At 37.3% G+C, this 22877-nt stretch carries 21 protein-coding genes and 1 riboswitch; of the genes, 6 read left to right on the top strand and 15 right to left on the bottom strand.

Translation table 11 applies throughout. The annotated features are described in order from the left end of the window. Nucleotides 1-110: 110 nt before the first annotated feature. On the top strand, nucleotides 111-1103 hold the full coding sequence (locus F5ESL0259_RS08335) for a GMP reductase (protein WP_046325668.1): 993 nt from the start codon (nucleotides 111-113) through the stop codon (nucleotides 1101-1103). Between the two features lie 278 nt (nucleotides 1104-1381). On the opposite strand, the gene F5ESL0259_RS08340 is transcribed toward F5ESL0259_RS08335, so the two are convergent. The 13 genes from F5ESL0259_RS08340 to lysA form a co-directional block, all read right to left on the bottom strand. Next, on the bottom strand, nucleotides 1382-3283 hold the full coding sequence (locus F5ESL0259_RS08340) for an HTH domain-containing protein (RefSeq protein WP_122038157.1): 1902 nt from the start codon (nucleotides 3281-3283) through the stop codon (nucleotides 1382-1384). Nucleotides 3284-3337: 54 nt separating this feature from the next. Beyond that, nucleotides 3338-4396, bottom strand: a complete 1059-nt coding sequence (locus tag F5ESL0259_RS08345; RefSeq protein ID WP_122038158.1) for a tyrosine-protein phosphatase — start codon at nucleotides 4394-4396, stop codon at nucleotides 3338-3340. Further along, nucleotides 4396-4887, bottom strand: a complete 492-nt coding sequence (locus F5ESL0259_RS08350) for a PTS sugar transporter subunit IIB (protein WP_046325671.1) — start codon at nucleotides 4885-4887, stop codon at nucleotides 4396-4398. The genes F5ESL0259_RS08345 and F5ESL0259_RS08350 overlap by 1 nt, the downstream gene beginning before the upstream one ends. Then, the gene (locus F5ESL0259_RS08355) at nucleotides 4862-5305 is read right to left on the bottom strand and encodes a PTS sugar transporter subunit IIA (protein WP_046325672.1); all 444 of its coding nucleotides are present in this window, start codon (nucleotides 5303-5305) and stop codon (nucleotides 4862-4864) included. Before F5ESL0259_RS08355 ends, F5ESL0259_RS08350 begins: the two co-directional genes overlap by 26 nt. Before the next feature lie 18 nt (nucleotides 5306-5323). Further along, complete coding sequence (locus F5ESL0259_RS08360) at nucleotides 5324-6160, bottom strand: PTS system mannose/fructose/sorbose family transporter subunit IID (RefSeq protein ID WP_046325673.1); 837 nt, start codon at nucleotides 6158-6160, stop codon at nucleotides 5324-5326. Next, nucleotides 6157-6975, bottom strand: a complete 819-nt coding sequence (locus F5ESL0259_RS08365) for a PTS sugar transporter subunit IIC (RefSeq protein WP_110446783.1) — start codon at nucleotides 6973-6975, stop codon at nucleotides 6157-6159. Before F5ESL0259_RS08365 ends, F5ESL0259_RS08360 begins: the two co-directional genes overlap by 4 nt. A 203-nt stretch (nucleotides 6976-7178) precedes the next feature. After that, complete coding sequence (locus F5ESL0259_RS08370; protein ID WP_122038159.1) at nucleotides 7179-8246, bottom strand: aspartate-semialdehyde dehydrogenase; 1068 nt, start codon at nucleotides 8244-8246, stop codon at nucleotides 7179-7181. Then, nucleotides 8246-9433, bottom strand: a complete 1188-nt coding sequence (locus tag F5ESL0259_RS08375; protein WP_122038160.1) for an aminotransferase class I/II-fold pyridoxal phosphate-dependent enzyme — start codon at nucleotides 9431-9433, stop codon at nucleotides 8246-8248. The genes F5ESL0259_RS08370 and F5ESL0259_RS08375 overlap by 1 nt, the downstream gene beginning before the upstream one ends. Nucleotides 9434-9449: 16 nt before the next feature. Next, nucleotides 9450-10208 carry a 4-hydroxy-tetrahydrodipicolinate reductase gene (gene dapB / locus F5ESL0259_RS08380; RefSeq protein WP_122038161.1) on the bottom strand — a complete coding sequence of 253 codons (759 nt, stop codon included), beginning with the start codon at nucleotides 10206-10208 and terminating at the stop codon, nucleotides 9450-9452. Continuing rightward, nucleotides 10208-11131: a 4-hydroxy-tetrahydrodipicolinate synthase gene (dapA, locus tag F5ESL0259_RS08385; protein WP_122038162.1), complete on the bottom strand. Its 924-nt coding sequence runs from the start codon at nucleotides 11129-11131 to the stop codon at nucleotides 10208-10210. The genes dapB and dapA overlap by 1 nt, the downstream gene beginning before the upstream one ends. A gap of 19 nt (nucleotides 11132-11150) precedes the next feature. Then, nucleotides 11151-12290 (bottom strand): N-acetyldiaminopimelate deacetylase, encoded by a 1140-nt coding sequence (locus tag F5ESL0259_RS08390; protein WP_122038163.1) that lies wholly within the window; start codon nucleotides 12288-12290, stop codon nucleotides 11151-11153. Between the two features lie 4 nt (nucleotides 12291-12294). Continuing rightward, a complete protein-coding gene (dapD, locus tag F5ESL0259_RS08395; RefSeq protein WP_122038164.1) occupies nucleotides 12295-13005 on the bottom strand; it encodes a 2,3,4,5-tetrahydropyridine-2,6-dicarboxylate N-acetyltransferase in 711 nt (236 codons plus the stop codon). 9 nt (nucleotides 13006-13014) lie between these two features. Continuing rightward, nucleotides 13015-14328 carry a diaminopimelate decarboxylase gene (lysA, locus tag F5ESL0259_RS08400; protein ID WP_122038165.1) on the bottom strand — a complete coding sequence of 438 codons (1314 nt, stop codon included), beginning with the start codon at nucleotides 14326-14328 and terminating at the stop codon, nucleotides 13015-13017. 85 nt (nucleotides 14329-14413) lie between these two features. Beyond that, nucleotides 14414-14592: riboswitch (Lysine riboswitch) on the bottom strand. 279 nt (nucleotides 14593-14871) lie between these two features. Here lysA and F5ESL0259_RS08410 point away from each other — a divergent pair. From F5ESL0259_RS08410 to F5ESL0259_RS08430, 5 genes are all read left to right on the top strand, one after another. Continuing rightward, on the top strand, nucleotides 14872-16224 hold the full coding sequence (locus tag F5ESL0259_RS08410; RefSeq protein ID WP_122038166.1) for an aspartate kinase: 1353 nt from the start codon (nucleotides 14872-14874) through the stop codon (nucleotides 16222-16224). 17 nt (nucleotides 16225-16241) lie between these two features. Further along, nucleotides 16242-17234 (top strand): diaminopimelate epimerase, encoded by a 993-nt coding sequence (gene dapF / locus F5ESL0259_RS08415; RefSeq protein WP_122038167.1) that lies wholly within the window; start codon nucleotides 16242-16244, stop codon nucleotides 17232-17234. 233 nt (nucleotides 17235-17467) lie between these two features. After that, nucleotides 17468-18364 carry an alpha/beta hydrolase gene (locus F5ESL0259_RS08420; RefSeq protein WP_233558055.1) on the top strand — a complete coding sequence of 299 codons (897 nt, stop codon included), beginning with the start codon at nucleotides 17468-17470 and terminating at the stop codon, nucleotides 18362-18364. Between the two features lie 71 nt (nucleotides 18365-18435). Beyond that, nucleotides 18436-19314 (top strand): AraC family transcriptional regulator, encoded by an 879-nt coding sequence (locus F5ESL0259_RS08425; protein ID WP_122038168.1) that lies wholly within the window; start codon nucleotides 18436-18438, stop codon nucleotides 19312-19314. Between the two features lie 74 nt (nucleotides 19315-19388). Further along, nucleotides 19389-20567, top strand: a complete 1179-nt coding sequence (locus F5ESL0259_RS08430) for an MFS transporter (RefSeq protein WP_122038169.1) — start codon at nucleotides 19389-19391, stop codon at nucleotides 20565-20567. A gap of 81 nt (nucleotides 20568-20648) precedes the next feature. Here F5ESL0259_RS08430 and F5ESL0259_RS08435 read toward each other — a convergent pair whose 3' ends face one another. Together F5ESL0259_RS08435 and F5ESL0259_RS08440 are read right to left on the bottom strand one after the other, a co-directional pair. Continuing rightward, on the bottom strand, nucleotides 20649-22052 hold the full coding sequence (locus F5ESL0259_RS08435) for an APC family permease (protein ID WP_122038170.1): 1404 nt from the start codon (nucleotides 22050-22052) through the stop codon (nucleotides 20649-20651). A 9-nt stretch (nucleotides 22053-22061) separates the two neighbouring features. Further along, complete coding sequence (locus tag F5ESL0259_RS08440; RefSeq protein ID WP_122038171.1) at nucleotides 22062-22790, bottom strand: gamma-glutamyl-gamma-aminobutyrate hydrolase family protein; 729 nt, start codon at nucleotides 22788-22790, stop codon at nucleotides 22062-22064. Between the last annotated feature and the right edge of the window lie 87 nt (nucleotides 22791-22877).

Consider the following 22877-nt stretch of genomic DNA (forward strand, 5'->3'; position numbering starts at 1 on the left):
ATTATAGGAGCCAGATTTTTAATAGTTCGATTTTTCTGTTGACAAAAAAGTATTTTTGATTATAGTTACTTCGTTTGCAAAGATTATTTATTCTAGGAGCCGATTTATTTATGAGTAATTATTTCAGTATGGAAGCCTTTGATTATGACGACATCCAGCTTGTGCCCAACAAGGGAATTATCAAAAGCCGTCATGATGCTGATACCAGTGTAAAGTTTGGAAACCGAACATTTAAAATACCTGTAGTACCTGCAAACATGGAAAGTGTCATTAACGATGACTTGGCAGTCTGGCTGGCTCAAAATGGCTATTACTATGTCATGCACCGCTTTCAGCCTGAGAAGCGTCTTAATTTTATCAAAATGATGCATGAAAAAGGCTTATTTGCTTCAATATCCGTCGGTATCAAAAAAGGCGAATATGATTTTATCGACCAATTAGTTAATGAAAATATCAAACCTGAATATATCACAATTGATGTTGCCCACGGTCATTCTATCTATGTAATTGATATGATCAAATACATTAAAGAAAAATTACCTGATACTTTCTTAACAGCAGGTAATATTGCAACTCCTGAAGCCGTCCGTGAATTAGAAGGTGCAGGAGCCGATGCCACTAAGGTGGGCGTTGGCCCTGGCCGTGCATGTATCACCAAACTTAAAACCGGTTTTGGTACTGGTGGCTGGCAACTAGCTGCTTTAAGGATGTGTAGTAAAGTAGCCAGCAAACCTTTGATTGCAGATGGTGGTATCCGTTATAACGGCGATATAGCAAAGTCAATTCGGTTTGGCGCTACCATGGTCATGATTGGTTCCATGCTTGCGGGACACGAGGAGTCTCCAGGCAATGTGATCAAAATTAATGGCAAAACTTACAAACAATATTGGGGTTCAGCTTCTGAAGTGCAAAAGGGAGCTTATCGCAATGTTGAAGGTAAACAAATGCTGGTTCCATATCGCGGACATATCGCTGACACGTTAAGAGAAATGCAGGAAGATTTACAATCTTCGATTTCTTATGCTGGTGGTAAAGACCTTAGTTCAATTAAGTTGGTTGATTATGTAATTGTTAAAAATACGATTATGGATGGCGATAAATAGCTAATTTCATGATTTTATTGCCAAATTATTAATAAATATGGTAATTATTTCTTTTTTCCGTTAAAATAAAATTTATCTCAGCTCTGGTAGGTAGTCGGTGCTGGGATTTTTTATTTTCTTCAATAGTAAATATTAGTTGATGCAGTTTAATATATGAGTACTAGCACAATTAATGCCCACAGAAAAACTCTCAAACCGGATAAATTCAGTTTGAGAGAACTGATTATATATTTAAAGCAAATTATTTTAAGAGCAAAAATTATCTTCCCACAAGATATTCATCTCATAATCTGGTCATTACTAACTATATTAAAGTATAGTTGCAGTTCAGAATCACCGTTTTTAATTTCCAATAATCCTTTACTGGGATCCAGAATTATAATCTGTAAATTAAAGACCTTATGATAATTTATATATACAGGCTGCTTAAACTTAAAAACAAAATAACGTTTCTTAATTTCATGAGGACCCAGAAGAGTGAGGTACATATTATAAGGGTAGGCATGGTAGCCTTCATTTGTTATTAAAGCTGCAACATAACTAACAAAATTGTTTTTATGTGCTTGAGGGATGCCTAGTTGGTTAATCAAATGATTAGCTACTATGTCCTGAATTTTTCCTTTTAAAGCATCTATTTTAATTATCACTGGCCGTTTAAAATAATTGACAATTGAACCAATTGTTCGTTTAGTGGACAGTATTCTTTGCCACAGAGCCATTTTTAGCCCATCATCTGAAAAAAAGGAAAAAGTTATTTTGGGAATATTTATATTTTTATAACCTTGTTTAGTCTTTGAGGAAACTAATAAATAATCGTATTTTGAATAATCAATATTTTCCAATTCATAAGAATAAACAAAAGTATAATTTGCATTATATTTATTTAAATCAAGTTTATCTATTAAGTGTTCACTGGCTAATTTACCATAGTCGTTTACAACCAAGAAGTTAGTGGGAAAGTAACTGTTTTGTTTTTGATGAATCTTACTGTATAAGCCCAGAACTATATCGTTAAACAGGCTGTCATTTAACTCTTTTTTATTATAATCAGCGCAAGAATTATATAAAGCAACGGTTAAAGAACTTGTTGCAAAAATTTTGCGAGCAACCTTTTCAGTTGCCAGTTCTAGGTTGAAGCAAACAAAGTCATATTTTTTCTTAAGGTATCTGATAAAGAAACTGCGATAAATGTATGCAGCAATATCAGAATCTTTATTAATGCATAGTGACATTTGCTCTTTTAAAATAGCACAAACTTGTTTAACCTGTAATTTTACTTGCTGAGAGCAGGTTTTTAATTTATCCAGATCAGGAATTTGATTAATTTCGGAATTAATTAGTAAAAAAATAGCTAAGCATAGTTCTTCTTTGACACTATTTTTAATTAATTTTGCTGCAATTAAAAATGCCTTGTCATGCATCAATTCAACTTTAAAATTATGATTAATTTTTAAACTAATATCTGGCCGCAATTTATAAACTAGCAGATATTTTGTTACTTGCTTGAAGCCATTATCCGTTAAAGGAAAATCATATTCATGAATTAATTGGAGTAAAGTCTGACTTTTATTTAGTAATTCAGTTTTAGTAACGCCATATTCAGTAAAAGCATATTCTGGTAGCAAAGCGTCTTTTTGTTCAAAACTATAGACATCAAATAAATCTATCAAGCATGAACGAACAGCACCCGTTTTACCTACTACTTTCATGCCATAGTATGGAACAGACTTCACTTTTAAATTATAAATACTTAAAAATTTTTTCACATCACGCATATCCTTATTGATAGTCGCGGTACTAAAATTTAATTTGCTCGCCAGCTGGTCGATTTTGATGTAGTTTGGACTCGCACACAGAAATCTGCAAATTTTGGCAATACGTAACTTATTACGAAACAAGTAATTAAACTTGAGATTTAAATATTCAGAACAATTTTCCTTTAATAATTTCAACCAGTCACTTTCTGCTAAAGAATAATCAAGCAAATATCCTTTAGCTCTTTGATTGATAATTTTGACATCATGACCGTTATTACGAAAAGCCTTATTAATCTGCTCAAATTCTGTATTTAACGTTCGCGCAGAAATCCCGCTTTTCTTTTTTAATTCAGAAATAGTAAGTAAATCATTGTTTAAAAAAAGATTTAACAATTCAATTTCACGGTAAGTTAAATTCAACATTGTTTTGCCGTCTTCCTTTTTAAGACAATATTAATACTTACTTTAACTTAAAACTTATGCTTTTTCTAATAATGACTTGCGTAAACTCAAATATTCTGCTTCAGTCAGACCCAACTTGTCAGTTGCATACTGATAAATTGTGCCGTATTCGCGCATTATTTTGGTAATTGAAGCAGTAATAAATTCTTCTCTGGTGTCAAAAAGGGCATACATATAATCTGCAACTTCTTTATTACCAGTTTGTTGCAAAAATTTTTGATAGTAACGAGCATTTTTCTTAACACGTGCTCGTTTAGTTAGCATATAATCATAAACCAGTAATTCTGCTGGTACGCCCAGAATTCCTTCCAGGACCATGAAGCCAAAGCCGGTTCTGTCTTTACCGCCACGGCAATGTTGTAAGCTGGGTAAATACTTACTTTGAGCTGTGACTTTAATGGTGTTACTAAAAGCCTCTATGCTTGCAGGACTATCGACAAAGGATTCTTGTTGTCTGATCATCTGATCATTACCAGTTTCACCTTTAGCCAATGCTTCTTTGGCCTTTTCTTTCATATCTTTTCCGGTATCCAAACTTTGGGCTCTACCGGCGATGGCAGCTGTTTTAGCATTAGGATCAAAATTAAAAGTATGAATTGCAGGATCAATAACAGGATTAGGCGTATCTTTAACTTCAATTGCGCTACGGAAATCGATAATCGAATGTAACCCCAAATTTTTAACAAAAGTGAATCCAGAAGGCTCTAAATTGTGCAAATAATCAGAGCGATAAACTTGCCCCCATTTGATTCTCATGCCAGCACTTGTGCGGTAGCCACCAATATCACGCAGATTATACATCCCCGGAACGGGCAGTATGCGATAGCCAAATAATAAGGGCTCGTGTTTCTTAAAATTCAGAATGAAATATGTGGGCCTAACAGTTGAGTAAGAAAATTGAAAACAGACCTGAGTTTTATTACTGGTTAACAAATACTTTTTTTCTTTAGTATATTTGTCGTTATCCAGAGTCCAATATAATTCATAATCAGGTAAATTTTGTTCATCTGTCTTAATATCTACTTCTGTTTGACCATCATCTAAAACATATGCTTCTGCGTAGTCTATTTTCATTAGTTCTTTCCTTGCACTTGTTCAATATATTCTTTGATTGGTGTAGGCGCATCATAAGCTGCCATTTGAAAGTTTATTTCGAGTCCTGAGTCAACCAATTTATCTAGTGCATCCTTTTCTTCTGGAGTAAAGCACAGGTCATTGTTGTAGCGAATTGTACGTTCTTTACGCTCTCTCATACCACCAAAATTAACTGACTTAATGTCAACCCCGCCTTCGATTAAGTGCAATAAATCAAGGGTACTGGTCAATATTAAAAAGGTGGTCTTTTTTATAGGATTTTTCTTGTAAACTCGAATAAATTTATCAACTCCAAAAACATGCACGATATAACCAGGAGCAGCCATTTTCAACACTTGCTCTTGTACTGGGTTACTAGCTGCCCTATCACTGATGCATATGATTTGCTCAGCACCAACATGACGCAGCCAGGAACTAGCAACCTGACCGTGAATTAATCTGTCATCAATACGAGTCCACTTGATTGGCATTTTGTTTCTCTCCTTCTTTTGCTTTTTCAGTAATATTCACTAACGCTTGCGGATAAGTTCTTTCAATAATCTTTTTAGCTTCTGCTAAATTTTCAGGATTGCTCAAGCATAGCTCCAGTAAAACTGGCATATTTAATCCTGAATAAACTAAGACATTCTCATTTGTCAAAGTTAAATACGTAGATACATTAGCAGGGGTACCACCAAAAATATCAACTAAGATAAGAGTTTCCGTATTTTTTTCGTTAAGCGCCTTTAATTTAGTTTGAATTTCCTCAAGACTTTCTTCATAAGTTTTACCTTTAGTAACAGATAAAACTGCAACATTTTTTTGCGGCAGTCCAATAATCATTTCAGCCGACTTTAATGCTTCCTGAGCAAACAAGCCGTGACTGGCCAAGATAATATTTATAGCCATCAGTAACCTCCTTACAAATTATTTGATAATTCCCATTACTGCTAAAACTGTTCCTAAAATCAAAATAGCAAATATTAACCAAGTTAAGTATTTACGTGGTAAATATGAGTGTAATTTATAAAGACCTAAGGTAAACAGCAAAGGTAACAGCTTTGGCATCACGCCGTCTAATAATTTTTGGATGACAATTTTTGTACCCTTGGTATAAATGACTGTACCAACATTTATTTTGACGTATTGGGCAATAAGTGCGCCTATAACCATGACACCGATCGCTGTTGAAATATTAATTATCTTTTGCATAACCTTCTTTTGGTTACCACTTTTAATAAATTCTGTACCCTTTTCGTAACCAAAAATAATTCCATAATATTTAACAACAATATTGATTCCGTTATAAATGACAAACATCAAAATTGGCCCTAATACATTTCCTTGTAATGCATAGGCTGCACCAATACTGCCGGCAATAGCCTGAATGGTTATTTTAAAGACACTGTCACCAATACCAGCTAATGGTCCCATCATTCCGGCTTTGATAGCAACAACTGCTTCTTTTTCATCTTCGCTGGTTGTCTCTTCAACAGCCGCGGTAATTCCCAGAATCATACCTGTTGCCGTAATTTGTGATAAAAAGTAGGTCAGATGGCGCTTCATGGCTTCTATTCTAAGTTCCTTATTATCACCATAGAGACGGCGAATAATTGGTACCATCGCATTTAAAAAGCCAATAGCCTGAGTCAAGACCAGCGTCGAAGTAACGTTTAGTCCCCAAATTTGCAATCGCCAAAAGACTTTATTTAAATCCTTACGGGTAATTTTTTTACTGTTTTTAGTTTCCACTTCATTACTCATAGGTCGTACCCCGTATCTTCATCAACTTGCTGATTATTAGAACTACTATTTTCTGAACCCATTTCGTTTTGCTTATCTATAATTTCCATAATATAGGAATAGATCACGGCAAAAATTAAAGAAATTAAGGTAACTGGCAAAATGCCTAAGTTTAAATAGGCTGATAAAACAAAGCCAAAAATTAAGAATGGCCACAATGTGCCCTTCATCATCATTGTCATTAAGATGGATAATCCCACAGCAGGCAATAAGGATGACGCTGTTCCCAAACCATTTAAGATATTACTTGGTACAACAGCCAGTATTTTATCTATTATGCCCTTTTGGAAATAAACAAACAGAAATGTTGGTATTGCTCGAATTGAAAACTGTATAAGAAAAGCAACAATATTTATTTGCATTATCCCACTTAAATCACCATTATCAGCTAGTCTTTGAGCCCACGGTTCGAAAAACTGTTTTAATACCCGTGTAACTACTATTAACTGTTGAATTAAAACGGCTACAGTAGTGGCGGCTGCGACTCCGGCAGCAATTCCTTTTGGCGTAGCACCTGTTCCTGAAGTAATTGAAACAGTTACTCCAATAATTGTCCCGACAATCATATCTGGTGTTTGATAACCCGCCATGTTGCCCAGGCCCATCCACATTAATTCCAATGTAGCGGAAATCACAAGTGCTGTTGGTAAATCTCCCAGGATAAGTCCTACAACCGGTCCAACCAGCAAAGGCCTCCGAAACATTTGCGGTCCTTGATCGTCAAATGAACAATATCCTGCCCAAATTGCGATTAGCAAAGCTTTTACAAGACTCATTAACGTACTCCTTTCATCCAAATAACTTTTAGTTATTCAATTAATACATTGTCAGTATAAAATAGCGCTTTCATAACCTCCATGGATTTTTTATCGTTTAAAATTGCAAAAAAATAGTAGGAAGTCAGCTTAAAAGTAATCAAATAAACCAAGCTTATATTATTTATACAAACTTGGTTTATTTCATTTAATTAAATATAGAACTAACTATTTTTGGGCACACGCACTAAATTATCTCTCACTAAACATTCTGCAATTTCTACTGTGTTGCTGGCTGCGCCTCTTAACAAGTTATCAGCCACGACCCACATATTAAATGCACCAGGATTTTCTCGATCTTGACGAATACGTCCTACGAAAGTCTCTTTTTTACCAGCTGCTAAAAGTGGTTGGGGATAGATTTGATTTTCAGGGTCATCCTGTAAAACAAGGCCAGGAGTTTTTACAATTTCCTGCTTTATTTCTGCAGTCGTTGCCTTTTCATCCTTCAGCACAAAATAAACCGTTTCCCCATGACCAATTTCAACCGGCACGCGAACACAAGTAGCAGTGACTTTAATCTTCTTTGAGTCCTGATCATTAAACAAAATCTTTTTGGTTTCATGAATCATTTTCCATTCTTCGTGCGTGTAGCCATCATCTTCAAAAACATCAATTTGCGGTAACAAGTTAAACGCCAGAGGATAATGCTTTTTAGCAGATGCGGTTGGCAGAATTTTAGCTGCTGTCTTTTGCTTATTCAACCTATCTTGTGCTTGCTGCAGCAGCTCCGCCCAAGCTGCTTTACCAGCACCCGAGACGGCTTGATAAGTCGAAACAATAATTTGCTTAATTCCCCATCTAACGTGCAGCGGATAAAGCGCAGCTACCATCTGAATGGTCGAGCAATTAGGATTAGCAATGATGCCATGATGATTAACTAATTGGTCATCGTTAACTCCGGGAACAATTAAGGGCACATCATCAGCCATACGAAAAGCACTAGTATTGTCCACACATACCGCTCCTCTTTTGACAGCTTCAGGCAATAATTTTTGTGACACCGCACCACCTGCAGATGATAAAACTAAGTCCACTCCCTTAAATGAATCAGGTTGTGCTTCTTCTACTGTAATTGCTTGATTTTTAAATGTTAGTTTTTTACCTGCTGACCGTTTAGAAGCTAGTAACTTGATTTGTTTGACTGGAATTTTAGACTTTTCCAGTTCACTAATTAAACGTTGACCTACTGCACCTGTGGCACCCAGAATTGCAACTACGTATTTTCTCATCAATTTTCACCTTTTTCTGCTAAAAATTTTTGCATACGGTTCATAGCCGTATGCAAGTTTTCATCGCTGGCAGCGTATGAAAAACGAATATAGCCTTCACCGCCAGGACCAAAAGCATTTCCGGGCGTGCCCCCGACTTTAGCCTTGTGAGCTAAGTCCAGTGCAAAGGCTTCATCGTCTTGACCATAACTTGCTGGTATTTTGGCAAAAACATAGAATGCCCCTTCACTGGCATGGGTTTCAAGGCCCATATTGTTTAGCGCACTAACAATATAGTTCCGCCTTTTTTGATAAATTGGCCGGGCCTTTGCTGGATCCTGATCACCATTTTCCAAGGCCTCAGTAGCTGCCGCTTGTGCAGGATTAGATGGAGCTGTTACCAAAAATGCGTGCATCTTTGCAATTAAACTAATTAAAGCAGCTGGTCCTGTTACATAACCCAGACGGTAACCAGTCATAGCGTGAGACTTGGACAAGCCATTAATTAACAAAGTACGTTCGGGTAAATAACGCGCAAGCGAAATATGATTAAAGTCATACGTTAATTCACTATAAATTTCATCAGAAATAACATAAAGATGATGTTTTTTAATAATCGGTGCGATTTGCTCTAAAACAGAGCTGGGACATTCTCTGCCAGTAGGATTAGTAGGATAGTTAAATAAAATCGCTTTAGCATGAGGATGCTCATTTAAAGTTTTTTTCAGTGCCTGCGGGGTCAACACGAAATTCGTATCTGCCGTATTGATGGCAACTAATTCAGCTTTAGTGTATTGAATTAGCGGAAAATAAAGAGCATAAGATGGCGTAGGCACAATAATTTCATCACCTGGTTGAAATAATGCCAACATGGTTGCAGCTATGGCCTCCGTCGCACCAACTGTGACGATAATTTCACTTTCAGGATCATAAGTTAAGTCTTGCTTGCGTTTTAGATAATTGCTGATAGCCTGACGCAATCTGGGTGTTCCTTTTTGAGCCGAGTAATGCGAATCATTATCTAAGATACTTTGGGCTGCAGCTTTTTTGACATGTTCAGGTGTATTTAAATCAGGTTCTCCTAAAGTTAACTTGATTAAATCAGGAATATCGTCAACTTGTTGGGCAAAAGCACGAATACCAGAAGGTGGAATTTTTGCCAATGGAGTATGAATAATTGAAGTTAAATCATTAGCTAATTGGGGCATTTTGTTCTCCTTGTAATTACAAAATCTGGTCTAAACCGACCACTAAATCTGTTAAATCCATTACTCGGCTCAAAGCTACTTTAACGCCCTGCATAAATGAAGAACGGGAAAATGAATCTTGTCTAATAGTTAAAGCTTCGCCAGGGCCGCCAAAAAGGACCTGCTCATGAGCTATATAGCCAGGTAAACGAACGGAGTGAACAGGAATGCCATCATAATTGGCACCGCGAGCTTGAGAATCATTCTCAGTTTGTGAACAATTTTCTGAATTGCGGTTTTCTGCAATTAATTTAGCAGTCGCAATAGCCGTAGCACTAGGGGCATCCCTTTTATCAGCATGATGCATTTCAATGACCTCTGCATCAGGAAAATACCGCGCCGCTTCTTGCGCGAATTTCATCAATAAGACAGCTGATAAACCAAAGTTAGGAACAATAATGCCGCCAATTTTCTCTTTTTGTGCAATTGCTTGTAACTTTTTAGTTTGCTCAGGCGTTAAACCGCTTGTCCCCACAATTGGATGCATATGATGCTCCAACGCAAATTTAGTATTTCTATAAACTGCTTGTGGAGTAGTAAAATCAATCCAGATATCAGCAGCAATATCGACCATTGCTAAATTATCAAATCGCTTAACCTCAGGCTCGAAATCCGAACTGCTAGAGGCTGTGGGTGCTAAAACTGCTACCAATTGACAATCCGGTAATTTTTCAACTAATTGGACAGCTTGCCTGCCCATGGATCCTGTGGCACCAGCTATCAAAATTTTCTTCATTACTCTACTCCTAGTTCTAGTGGCAATTCATGCAATAATGCTGCTTCACTTAAACCTAAATGAAGAGCTAATTGCCGCTTTTCTGTCTCATTTAAAGCCACAAGCGGTAACCGGCAGCCGCCAGCTGGCAACCCTTGGGCGTTAAGGACGGCTTTAACAGGTGCCGGCGAAGGATACATAAACAAAGCTTGCATTTTTGGCATTAATTGTCTTTGCAATTTACCTGCTGCAGCGATTTTGCCCTGATCTAAGTCATCATACATTTCCCGCATAGCTTTGCCATAAATATGAGAGGCTACCGAAATTACTCCTTTTGCACCTAAGACCTTAGCCGTTAAAGACTGCAGGTCTTCACCTGTATACACCAAAAAATCATTGGCTGCATGTTCAACAATATATTCTAAGTCTTCTAAGTCAGCACATTGCTTAACACCAGCAATTTTTGGATTATGCGATAACTCAACCAAAGTTTCTTTAGTAATCTTAATTCCTGTTCGACCCGGAATGTTATAAATAATGATTGGTACCGGTGAATTTTCAGCCACCTTTTCAAAATGAGCTGTAATTCCCCTTTGATCCGGCTTGTTATAGTAAGGTGCTACTACCAGTGCCATATCAATACCGGGAATTTGTCCTACTTCTTGTGTAAACGCAACGGTCTGTGCAGTATTATTGCTGCCCGTACCGGCAACCACTGGCACACGTCCAGCAATTATTTGAGCGAATTTAGTGTATAATTCAATCTTTTCGTCATGGGTCATTGTTGCTGTTTCACCAGTCGTACCGCCAATGACGAAACCATTGCTGCCTGTGTTGAGTAAATGCTCGGTTAAGCGCTTCAGACCAGGATAGTCAACTTTATCTTCCTTATTAAAGGGCGTAATTAGCGCGGTCATTAAATCTGCCTTGTCAAAATTAGTCATGTTTTTTTCTCCTTTTGAGCTACATGTGACTCTTTAAAAAACCTACCATTGCTTTAATTCCTATTTCTATGGCTTCTTCGTGCGGGTTAAAGGTTGCAGAATGAAGTTGGGAATTATCATTTACGCCTAGCCAGAACATGGTGCCGGGAATTTGTGCTAGTAAATAGCCAAAGTCTTCACCTGTCATAGCCGGTTGCATCTCTTGGTAATTAATTTGAGGATTTTCCTTCATATAATTAATAAACTCGCTTGTGATTTGCGGATCATTTTCTACTGGCCAATAGCCACCCTGATTAAGTTGCAAATCAACCTTAGCATTATAGCTGTGTGCTATTCCTTGAGTTATCTCCCGCAGACGCTGATCAATTTTTTCAATCATTTTTTGGGTTAATCCGCGAATGGTTCCTTCTAAATGAGCATGACCGGCAATCGCATTTCTAACTGTTCCAGCCCTAACTTTTCCTATTGTAATAACACCACCTGCAATGGGATCAATACTGCGCGAAATAATTGTTTGAATTTGCTCTATTAACGCAGCTGCAGCCACTACCATATCGTTAGCTTGCTGCGGATACGCCGCATGTCCATCCTTACCATATAAATCAATATTGATTTCAGTTGTCCCCGCAAATAATGTTCCTAAGCGGCAGCCAATTGTACCGGTAGGTAAATCTGGAGTATCGTGCAAAGCAAAGAATTCATCTGGGCGCCATTTACCAGTAAAAATTCCTGCCTCATAGGCTTTTTTACCACCACTCTCACTTTCTTCAGCTGGCTGGAAAAAGAACAACAAATTGTCCTGTGGTTGGTGCTCGCAAAAATAAGCCAAAATTCCAAGCGCTACTGTCATGTGGATGTCATGACCACAGGCATGCATTTGACCATAATTGTGGGAAGCAAACGGCAGGCCGGTCTGTTCTTGAACTGGCAAGCCATCTATATCTGCACGATAACCAATCGTTTTTTGCGGTTTTTTCCCTCTAACTCTAACTAAAATAGCTGTAGGCAGTTCAGGGCATGTGCGAATTTCAATGTATTTTTGATTAAAATTACCAATAACTTGCAAGAGATATTTCTGTGTGTGGTATTCGTGCAGAGCTAACTCTGGAATCTGATGCAAGTCACGCCGAATTTTAATTAGTTGCGCGGAAGTTAACATTAATTCACAGCTTTCTTAATCCCGGCTCAATTCCTGTCTTAGAAGCCGTTTTTTGATCACGCATTTTAATAATTTTTGCCGGTACTCCGGCAACGACACTGTTTGCAGGTACATCCTTAGTTACTACTGCTCCAGCAGCTACTACCGCATGGTCACCTACTTGAACTCCTTCTAAAACCACTGCATTGGCGCCAATTAAAACATCCTTGCCAATTTTCACAGGTTGTGCCGAAGCCGGTTCGACAACTCCGGCAATCACCGCGCCTGCCCCAACATGGCTGTTCGCACCAACAATTGCTCTGCCTCCTAAAACAGCGTTCATGTCAATCATGGCATTTTCGCCTATTTCTGCTCCAATATTAACGACAGCCCCCATCATGATCACCGCATTTTTGCCTATTTCAACGTTTTCACGAATTAGGGCCCCCGGTTCAATTCTGGCAGAAATATTTTTCAAATCTAGCAACGGAATGGCAGAATTACGACTAACATTTTCCACTTGGTAATCAGCAAATTTGTCAGAGTTTTTTGCTAAAAAAGGTCCCAAGACTTGCCAGTCTCCCAAAACGACCCCAGTATGATTTTCAATAAAAGTTTTGCAGTCTGCTGGCCAGTTTAATTGAGACAAATTTCCTTTGACATAAACTTTAACTGGTGTTTTTTTGGTTGAATTAGCAATAAAGTCAATAATTTCGGTTGCCGTCATTTTTTTCATATTTATAATTTATCCTTCCATTTGATAAAAGCGATCATGACTAACTAGATCCGCATAAGTTTCACGTGTAACTACTTCTTGTGCTTGCCCATTTTCTGCAAAAACAACAGCTGGCCTAGGAACACGATTATAATTAGATGCCATACTATAGCCGTAAGCACCAGTTGCTAAAACCGCAATTACATCTCCGGGTTTGCTTTTAGGCAGTGCCAATTTGTTAATAATAATGTCACCAGATTCACAATAGCGACCTGCGAGCTTGACTGTTTCTACAGGCTTTGCTTGCGAATTTTCTGCTAATACTGCCTCATATTCTGCCTGATAAAGTGCCGGTCTGATATTATCTCCCATACCACCATCAACTGCTACATAAGGCAAAAGCCCTGGTACATCTTTCCGTGAGCCAATTGTATATAGGTTATAGCCGGCCTCACCGACAATTGAACGTCCTGGTTCAATCCAGATAGCCGGCATTTTTAAGTGATCTTCCTGTACACACTTTTTGACTGTCTGTACGATTTGACCAACAAAGGTGTGAGCAGTTACTGGATTATCCTGCTTGGTATACCTGATGCCGAAACCGCCTCCCAAATTTAACACCTGAGGTTGATAGTCATATTTTTGTTTCCAATCGCTGACTAACTTCAGCAACTTCTCTACTTCAAGTTTAAAGCCCTCAGCTGCCAAAATTTGCGAACCGATATGTGCGTGCAGTCCAATTAATTCCATTTGTGCGTCAGCTCTAACTTGTAAAAATGCCTGTTCAGCCTGACCTGAACGAATGTCAAAGCCAAATTTGCTGTCCTCTTGACCTGTTTGGTCATATTCATGTGTATGAGCAGAGACCCCTGGAGTTACTCTCAACATTACCTGCACGCGAGTATTAGTTTGTTTTAAAATCCTTTTTAACAGTTTAATCTCAGTAAAATTATCTAAAATAATCACGCCCACATGGTTTTGGACAGCCATTAACAATTCATCTGGGGTTTTATTATTACCGTGAAAACTGATTTTTGCCGCAGGAAAACCGGCTTGCAGCGCGGTATATAATTCACCTCCAGAAACAACATCCACATGTCCGCCCAGCTCATTAATTACTTGGTAAATTGCCATCGTAGCAAATGCCTTACTAGCATAACTAATGGCATAATTTATCTGCTCTTTTTCAAAAGCATTTTGGAAAGCCTGAAATTGCCGTTTGATTTTCTGGACGTCATAAACAACTAAGGGGGTACCAAACTTTTTTGCCAGTTCCAAAGCGTCTACTCCCCCAATTATCAAATGACCCTGGGTATTAGTTTGATAATAATCATTAGCAGTCATTTAAGTCTCTCCCTTTTTGTTAAATAAAAAAGGCTCTTTTGTTGTACCTAACAAAAGAGTCCTTCAAGTTATTATCTGGTATCAATTTTGTCGATAGCGCTCCGCGAACATAAAATTGCGACAGTCCGTAACCTGTTTGATTACGTCCCAGCTTATTAATTACCGCAATAATTAATGCTTCGGCAACCGCCCCTTTGACTAGTTTCTTAGTTTTTGCAGAAACTCCACCAGCTACTCTTGTTGGTTGCAACCTCTTCGATTTATTAAAATATTATTATTAATTAATATGATTGTCAACCATTTTCACTGACAATTGCTTTTTAATTTTTTAAATAAAAATCTTGTTTTTAAAATTTATTTATTTTTTATCTTGTAAAATGCTATTAACACCAACATTTTCAGCGCAAATTTTAATGCAATAATATGACCCAAAACAGCCGCTTTACTGAATAACAACTTTCTTTTGCAGTTGAAGATTAAAATTTTAATGTTAAAATCCAATACTAATTACTTAAATTAAATTTAATTGTGAAAGGTATTAACATGAAAGTTGTTAAATTTGGTGGTAGTTCTCTAGCTGACGGAGAACAATTTCAAAAAGTTTTAAAAATTATTAATGCTGATCCAGCTCGTAAAGTGATCGTGACTTCTGCTCCTGGCAAAAGGTCTAAAAACGACACTAAAGTAACAGATTTATTAATTACGTATGCAGAAAATGTTCTTAATAACCAAGATTACAGTGCAACGGTAAAAGCAATTTGGTCCAGGTATCAGGATATCGCGACCTACTTTCAAATATCTGGGCAATTAGTAAAGCCTTTGTTACAGGAATTACTCAATCTACCCCAAATTTCTTATCCAAACGAGGACTTTTTAATGGCTGCCTTTAAAGCACATGGTGAAAAACTTAGTGCACAGCTTTTAACTTTAGTTCTGCAAAAGCGCCATATAGCCGCTCGCTTTTTGGATCCCGCAGAAGCTGGCTTTATGGTTACTAGTAATGCTAACGATACTCAAGTTCTACCAGAAACTTACGAAAATTTACAAAAATGGGCACAAACTGCAGATTTATTAGTCGTCCCCGGCTTTTATGGCATTACACAAGATGGCTTAATAGCAACTTTTTCTCGGGGTGGATCAGATATTACCGGAGCAATTTGGGCCCGTGGAATCAAAGCAGATTTATATGAAAACTTTACGGATGTAGATGCAATCTATGCAGCTGACCCTAGAATTATTGCGCATCCCCGTGCCATTAAGTTTATGACATACCGTGAGTTGCGGGAGCTATCATATGCTGGATTTTCTGTTTTCCATGATGAAGCCATTATTCCCGCAATTGAAGGCCGGATTCCCGTAAACGTCAAAAACACTAATCATCCGGAACTGCCAGGAACAATGATTGTCCCGCAAAATAGTTTTACCCCGCAAAGCACAATTACAGGTGTGGCAAGTTCTGGACATTTTGCCGCATTATATTTACATAAATATTTACTAAATAAAGAAGTGGGATTTACACTTAAATTACTGCAAATATTCTATAAATTTAATATATCATATGAACATATGCCATCAGGAATTGATGATTTGACCGTTATTTTTGATAAAAGGCAATTTGATAAACAAATTCGTCAGCAAATGTGTCTTGCAATTCAACAAGCACTTCAACCTGATCAACTAGAATGGATTGATGATTATGCCATCATTATGGTGGTTGGAGAAGGGATGCGCAACAAGATTGGTGTAATGAAAAATATCACTCTGCCTTTAGCAGAAAAGCATATTGCCATTCATATGATTAACCAGGGTGCTTCACGCATTTCAATCATGCTAGGCACCAAAAAGGCAGACGCAGCTGCCGCTGTTAAAGAAATTTATCACCAGTTTTTTAATTAATTTAAGGAGAAATTTTCATGATACAACTACAAAAAGTTCACGGCTCACAGAATAAGTTTTTTCTACTTGATCAAACTCAATTTCAAACACCGTTATCTAAGGGAGAATTAGTCAACTTGACGCAACAGATAACTAAGCCGGAAAGTGGCTTACTTAATGGTGCTGACGGTTTACTAGTGGTCAGCAATTCAGACCATGCGCAAACTCTAGGAAAAATGGAAGTTATCAATGCTGACGGTTCTTTTGCTTCCATGTGTGGTAACGGGTTAAGGACAGTCGGCCGCTATTTAGCACAAAAATACCATAAAGAAACATTCAAAGTTGAAACTATGCAAAGCGATTTGCGTGTCAGCTGTCAGCCAGATTGGGCGCCAAAGGTTAAGGCAATCAGTGTTGAAATCAGCCCGGTTAGTTTTGCAGCTGCGGCTCTGCCCTTTACTAATCTAGGTTATTCTGAATTAAATAATCAAGAAGTGCCAGAACTGGCACCAGAATTGAAGTTTTCAGCAGTTGCTGTCCCTAACCCCCACTTGATCAGCTTTGTTTCCGATGATGTTTTCAAAAGCGACTTATTAGCAAAATTAGGCAAAAAACTAAATCAAAAAAATCCTTATTTTCCAGATGGGGTAAATGTTAGTTTTGCTCAAGTTTTGAGTGCGCACCATCTATTTGTACGTACTTTTGAGCGAGGTGTAGGCTTCACCAATGCCTGTGGTACAGCCATGTCAGCTGCAAGTCTAATTTACGCTTTGACCTGCCAGTCAATGAATCTGTTTGACAAACTACTGACTGTTTCTAATCCTGGCGGCTTTGTTCAAACTAAAGTTCATCGCCGTGGCCATAACTATTGGATAGAATTAATCGGAAATGCTACGATTACACATTATATTGACACTGCAGAAAGTGAATTGCACCAGAAGCATCCCAACTTTAATAACTTTAAGGTTACGCCCACCTCAGAAAATGAGGCCTATCAAAAATTTATGGCCAATCAATATAACATAAAATAATTTTGAGATTACATAAAAAAAGCCCGAAATTAAAATATTCAAATTTTATTGTGAGAGATTTAAAGTTAGAAAATATTTAGTCTCTAATAATTAAATAGCTTTTCTACGTTTAACAAAAAATATTTAAGAGTCGCTCAATCGCCATTTTGAAGTGACTTTATAGCCTTTCTTTTTCATAATAGTGAAGTAAAATATACTTGATAAAGCGATTTCACAAAAAGGAGTGCTGTAAAATGTCAGAACCAGATTATCAAAAATTAGTTCAAGAAATGCGTAGCGAATTTAAAAAAGGTGACGACCAACGTGACGAAGGCTTACCAACACAAATTCCCGAAGTAGAAAGATTTGATAATATACCTTATGGTAATGATCCCAAGTATCAGATACTTGATGTGTACTTACCACAAAAAAGAACTAATGGAAAACTACCGGTTATCGTCAATATCCACGGTGGCGGCTGGGTATATGGCACTAAGGAAACATACCAGTTCTATTGTTTAGCCCTTGCTAAAGCAGGCTTTGCAGTAGTTAACGCCAATTACCGGTTAGCACCTGATGTTGTATATCCGGGCGAGTTAGATGATATTAATCGGGTATTTCATTGGGTAGCCGAAAAAGAAAATGCCACTAAATATCAGTTTGACCTAGACAACGTCTTTATAGTTGGAGACAGTGCTGGCGGTCAAATGGGTGAACAAATTTTAGCAGTTTACACCAACAATGAATATCGTAAATATTTCGGTTATTCTGTACCTAACTTAACTATTAAAGCTGCTGCTTTAAACTGTGGCGCTTACTTCTTAACGGAAATTAATTCAATTGCCGGTGCACCCGAAGCTTATTTCAGACCTGAAATTCGCATGGATAAACACGATGAATTAAATGTAGAACAATTCCTAACACCGGCATTGCCACCCCTGTTTATCATGACTTCTACCGATGATTTTCTGCGTGATAATGCCTACATGCTTTCAGGTTATCTCCACGCTAAAAACATTTACCATGAACTCCATTTTTATGGTGATAATGACCATCGTCGGGGACACGTTTTCCACGTTAACCAAAAAGACGATTTAGCCAAGCAGTGTAATGAAGATGAGTTAAACTTCTTCCGCAAATATCTCAATTAAATAATAACTACCAAAACTGGTTGAACTAGTATAATTTAGTTCGACCATTTTTAGTAAAGGAGAAAAATATCATGGTGCGTGATAAGCATGAATTGGTGCACTTAGATGAACTTCCTGTTTTTATCAAGGTTCATCAATATCCGGGCTCTTCAGAAGTACCTCCTCACTGGCATCAAAGTATTGAGCTGAGTTTTACACTAAGAGGAAAAATTGACCATTTTATTATTGGTGGGGTAGATCATGAAACGCATCCTGGCGAAGTTTTAATAATTAATACCCAAGTTGTTCATAGCGTGCGCAATCTTAACAGCTCTAAAAATGATCTGGCTTTATCCCTGCTTTTTCCTTATCCCTTAGTATTACAAATGTTTCCTGAAATGGACCATTATCAATTTGAATTGCAGCCCCTTGCAAAATTAAGTTTAGAGCAAGTAGAGCAATATCATTATTTACAAACTTTATTGAGTAAAATTATTGCCATAAAATCTGCACCAGCTAAAGCTTTTAAAAATCTGGACTTAACTATTCTTAGCTATCAAGTTTTAAATATTCTACTCAAATACTTTTTAAAACAACGAGATAATAAGGGCCAAATATCACGTAACTTAATTATTACCGAACATTTGCGCCATGCTCTAGATTATATTCAAAATCATTACCAAGAGCCAATTACACCCCAAAACATTGCGGACAGCTGCCACTTATCACGGCAATATCTGCAACGAATTTTTCATCAAAATATGGGAACTACTATCGGTAAATATCTTAGGAATTTCCGGGCACAAAAAGCATATCAAGATTTATGTCATACTGCTATGACTCTCACAGCAATAGCAATGAAAAACGGCTTTAGTGGTATCCGCTCTTTAAATAGAGCAATGGTTGATTATTATGGCCAAACTAGTATGCAAATTAAAAAAAGTTCCTCAGCGCCAAATCAAAGCTACTGAAAGCGTTATTTTAACTGTAAAAAGAGAGTAATATATTATTAAAACTAGTATTAAATAAAAAAGAGGCAATTAATATGAAAAAATTTAATCCAAAATCTGGATTATTCAAATGTGCTTTATTATCAATATCATTAATGTTAATGATAGCACCACAAATTTCTTCAGTACTGCCGTTGATGTACTCATCATTTCCGCAAGTTTCACGGGCTGCCGTAGAAACATTAAGCACAATTCCTAATATTGGAATTGTTGTAGGTCTGATTATAAGTCCCTTTTTAATAAAACTGATCGGAACCAAGCCAACGGTTATTACTGGTTTAGCAATTGCTTTACTGGCAGGCACATACCCAATGTACGCAGCAAGTTATACACCAATTTTAATTTCCCGTTTTCTTTTAGGAGCCGGGATTGGTCTCTTTAATTCATTAGCTGTTAGTCTGCTGTCCAAATTCTATCAGGGCAACGAACTATCAACCATGCTTGGTTTTCAAAACTCAATGGGTAGTGTAGGTGCTGCTGTATTTTCATTTTGTGTTGGTCTCTTAGCCGTTCTGGGTTGGCATGCAACTTTTGCAATCTACTTAGTAGCACTGCCAATCATGTTATTATTCGGCTTGGTTGTGTCATTACCAAATGAAAAAAGTAAGGGAACTGATACTGAAAATTCACCAGTTAAAGAGGAAAATAAGATCAACGACAGCGTCGTGGAAATCTCTCTTATTATGTTCTTCATGTACGTCTTCTTTATGCCAATGACTTTTAAACTACCACAATTAGCCACTACGCAAAAAATCGCCAACGTTAGTCAAATTGCTTTTGTTTCAAGTGTAGCAACTCTGGTTGGGATACCTGTCGGAATGTGTTATGGCTACTTGAAAAAGAAACTCCAAGATTTAATTTTACCTATAGGTTTGTTGCTGCAAGTCGTTGGACTATTGGCTCTTGCCTATGCTGCTAATTTACCAGTATTGGTTATTGCTGTTATTGTCTTAGGCACTGGGTTTGGTCTGTCAGTTCCTTATATTTTTAACTGGCTAGATGAAACAGCTCCGCGAAATTCGGTCAACTTTGCTACGACGATTACTTTAGTGCTCGTAAATGTTGGTTGTGCCGCTTCACCGACGATTATAGACTGGTTAGGCAGCAATTTAGGCAATGGTTCACCTCGTGCCGATATGACAATGGCTGGAGCTGGTATGATTATTTTGTTCTGCTACAGCTTGATCCACTATTTTAAAGTAAGAAAGCACTAGAAATAACTAAATATAAAAAAAGAGTTGACGTGATTTTTTCACGGCCAACTCTTTTTTTATATGTTAATTTATCCTGGCAAACTATTGCTGCTGGTTTCTTTCTTTTCTAGAAAACCAAAACATAAATAAAGGTAAAATGATAAAGCCAAAGATCATCATGAAAATTGCATACCAGTTAACACCAACGACTTGACCATTCTCAATAATGCCAAATTGCGCTTGCCAGTTATATTTAACCAGCAAAAAGATTACTAAAATTATTGACAATATTGGTACAAATATATCAGTTATGACATTCTTAGGAGCTGGTAAAATTGGTTGCTTATTTTTACCAAAGTAAAAGCAAATTACTGCCAGCGGAACAATGATAAAGCCTAAAAATCTGACCATAGCACTCAATGTAATTAAGTTAGTCATGTTATATTGAAAAGCTAAAGGTACTAAAATTGCTAATGCTTCAGAAATAAAAAATGTTTTAATAGGAAAATTATTTTTAGTTCTTTTGGTTAAAGTAGCTGGCAATTGATGTTCACGTGCCATTGCCTCCAAAATACGTGGCGCATTAAAGCTAGAGGCGACATTTATTCCCAGCATAGAAATAAGCGCACCAACTAAAATTACATCCCGCAATACTTCATTTTTAAAAATTGCACTGACTGCTACCACTTGTTTAGTCGTCATCAGCGCCTTAGGATCCAGCACCATCGCTACGGCCACTACCCCAATATAAATAGCGGCGATAACTAAAATTGCTAGTGGAATAGCCTTTGGTAAGTTTTTTTCTGGCTCTTGCATGTCTTCTGAACCAGAGGCAACTGATTCAAAACCTGTAAAAGCATAGAACGCTGAAACAACAGCCATCACAAGTCCTGTAGTAGTTAAAGTTGGTACTATTCTTTGTCCGTTTTGCGTTATTTGGTCAACAGATGACAAGCTATGTGTAGCTCCAGTGGTAATAAGTAAAACAACACCTGCCACAATAATTAAAATTAATGCAGCTAATTTGCCTGCTGTAGCCAAGTTCATAACAAGTTTCACAAACTTTTGTCCAAATAAGTTAATTACAGTAACTACTACCATTAAGATAATAAAACCAATAGTAACATTTAAAAATTTATCGGGATTGCCACCAAAAATAGAAATAGTCGATTTGATTACACCAACAGCCATTACTCCCCAGGCAACACTAGCAGAAAAGTAACGCAAAATGCCAACGTAAAAACCAACGTTATCACCAAAAGCAGCTTTAGAATAGGCATAAGAGGCACCGGATTTAGTTACATACTTAGCCGCTGCTGAAAATGAAATGGCTAAGACTGAGGCAAAAATTGCAGCAATGAAGTAAACAATTAAAGCTTTACTCCCTGCCTGACTAACTACACTACCAGGTGTTAAAAAGATACCGGAACCAATAATTGAGTTAATAGCTAAAAGAACAATCGACCAAAAGCCAAGTTTGTCTCCTGCGTTTTTGTTTTGAGTCATATTTACTCCCTACTTGGCATTTTCAACCACAAATTTAAACAAATTATTCATATACTTAGTATTAGGATTGTTGTGCAGCATTTCTGGGTGCCATTGAATCGCCAAAACAGTACCCTGTTTATTTTCAAGTCCTTCCGGTACGCCATCGCTTGCATCCGCAACTTCAAGCAAATCCGGGGCAACCTTTTTAATTAATTGGTGGTGAAAAGAATTAACCATACACTCCGTCTTACCTAATGTTTTAGCCAACAAGCTGTTTTCCTTAATTGTTACTTTATGAGTAGGTAAATCAGGTGTATGACCTTGTTCGTGTTTTAGAGTTTGCTCTGAGCGATAACTAATATCCTGGTAGAGACTGCCGCCATGTGCTACGTTAATAATTTGTGCCCCGCGACAAACTCCCAGAACAGGTTTATTAGTTTCTTCAGCAATTTTTAATAAAAGCATGTCAAAGTGATCTCTCTGAGGCCAAATGGGACCAATCTTAGGCATTAATTCTTCACCATATAAGTGCGGATCAACATCATGTCCACCAGATAAAATCAATCCTTGCACATGAGCCATTTGGCTTTTAATAACTTCATCATCTTCGGTAAAGGGAATTATAAAGGGAATCCCGCCATTTTTAACAACAGAATCCACATAATCTTCATTAACATAACTACGTCTGTATCCTGGAAACATTCCAGCAGAATCTATCATTTCAGATCCCGCAATGCCAATAATCGGTTTTGTCATTTTTCCTCCTTAATTAAACTTATACTACTAGTTATTAACATTATAATAGTTATTAGCAATTTGCGTGTGCCATTTGTTTTTAAGATT

This window comes from Lactobacillus sp. ESL0259, assembly GCF_003693045.1.
GTDB lineage: Bacteria > Bacillota > Bacilli > Lactobacillales > Lactobacillaceae > Lactobacillus > Lactobacillus melliventris.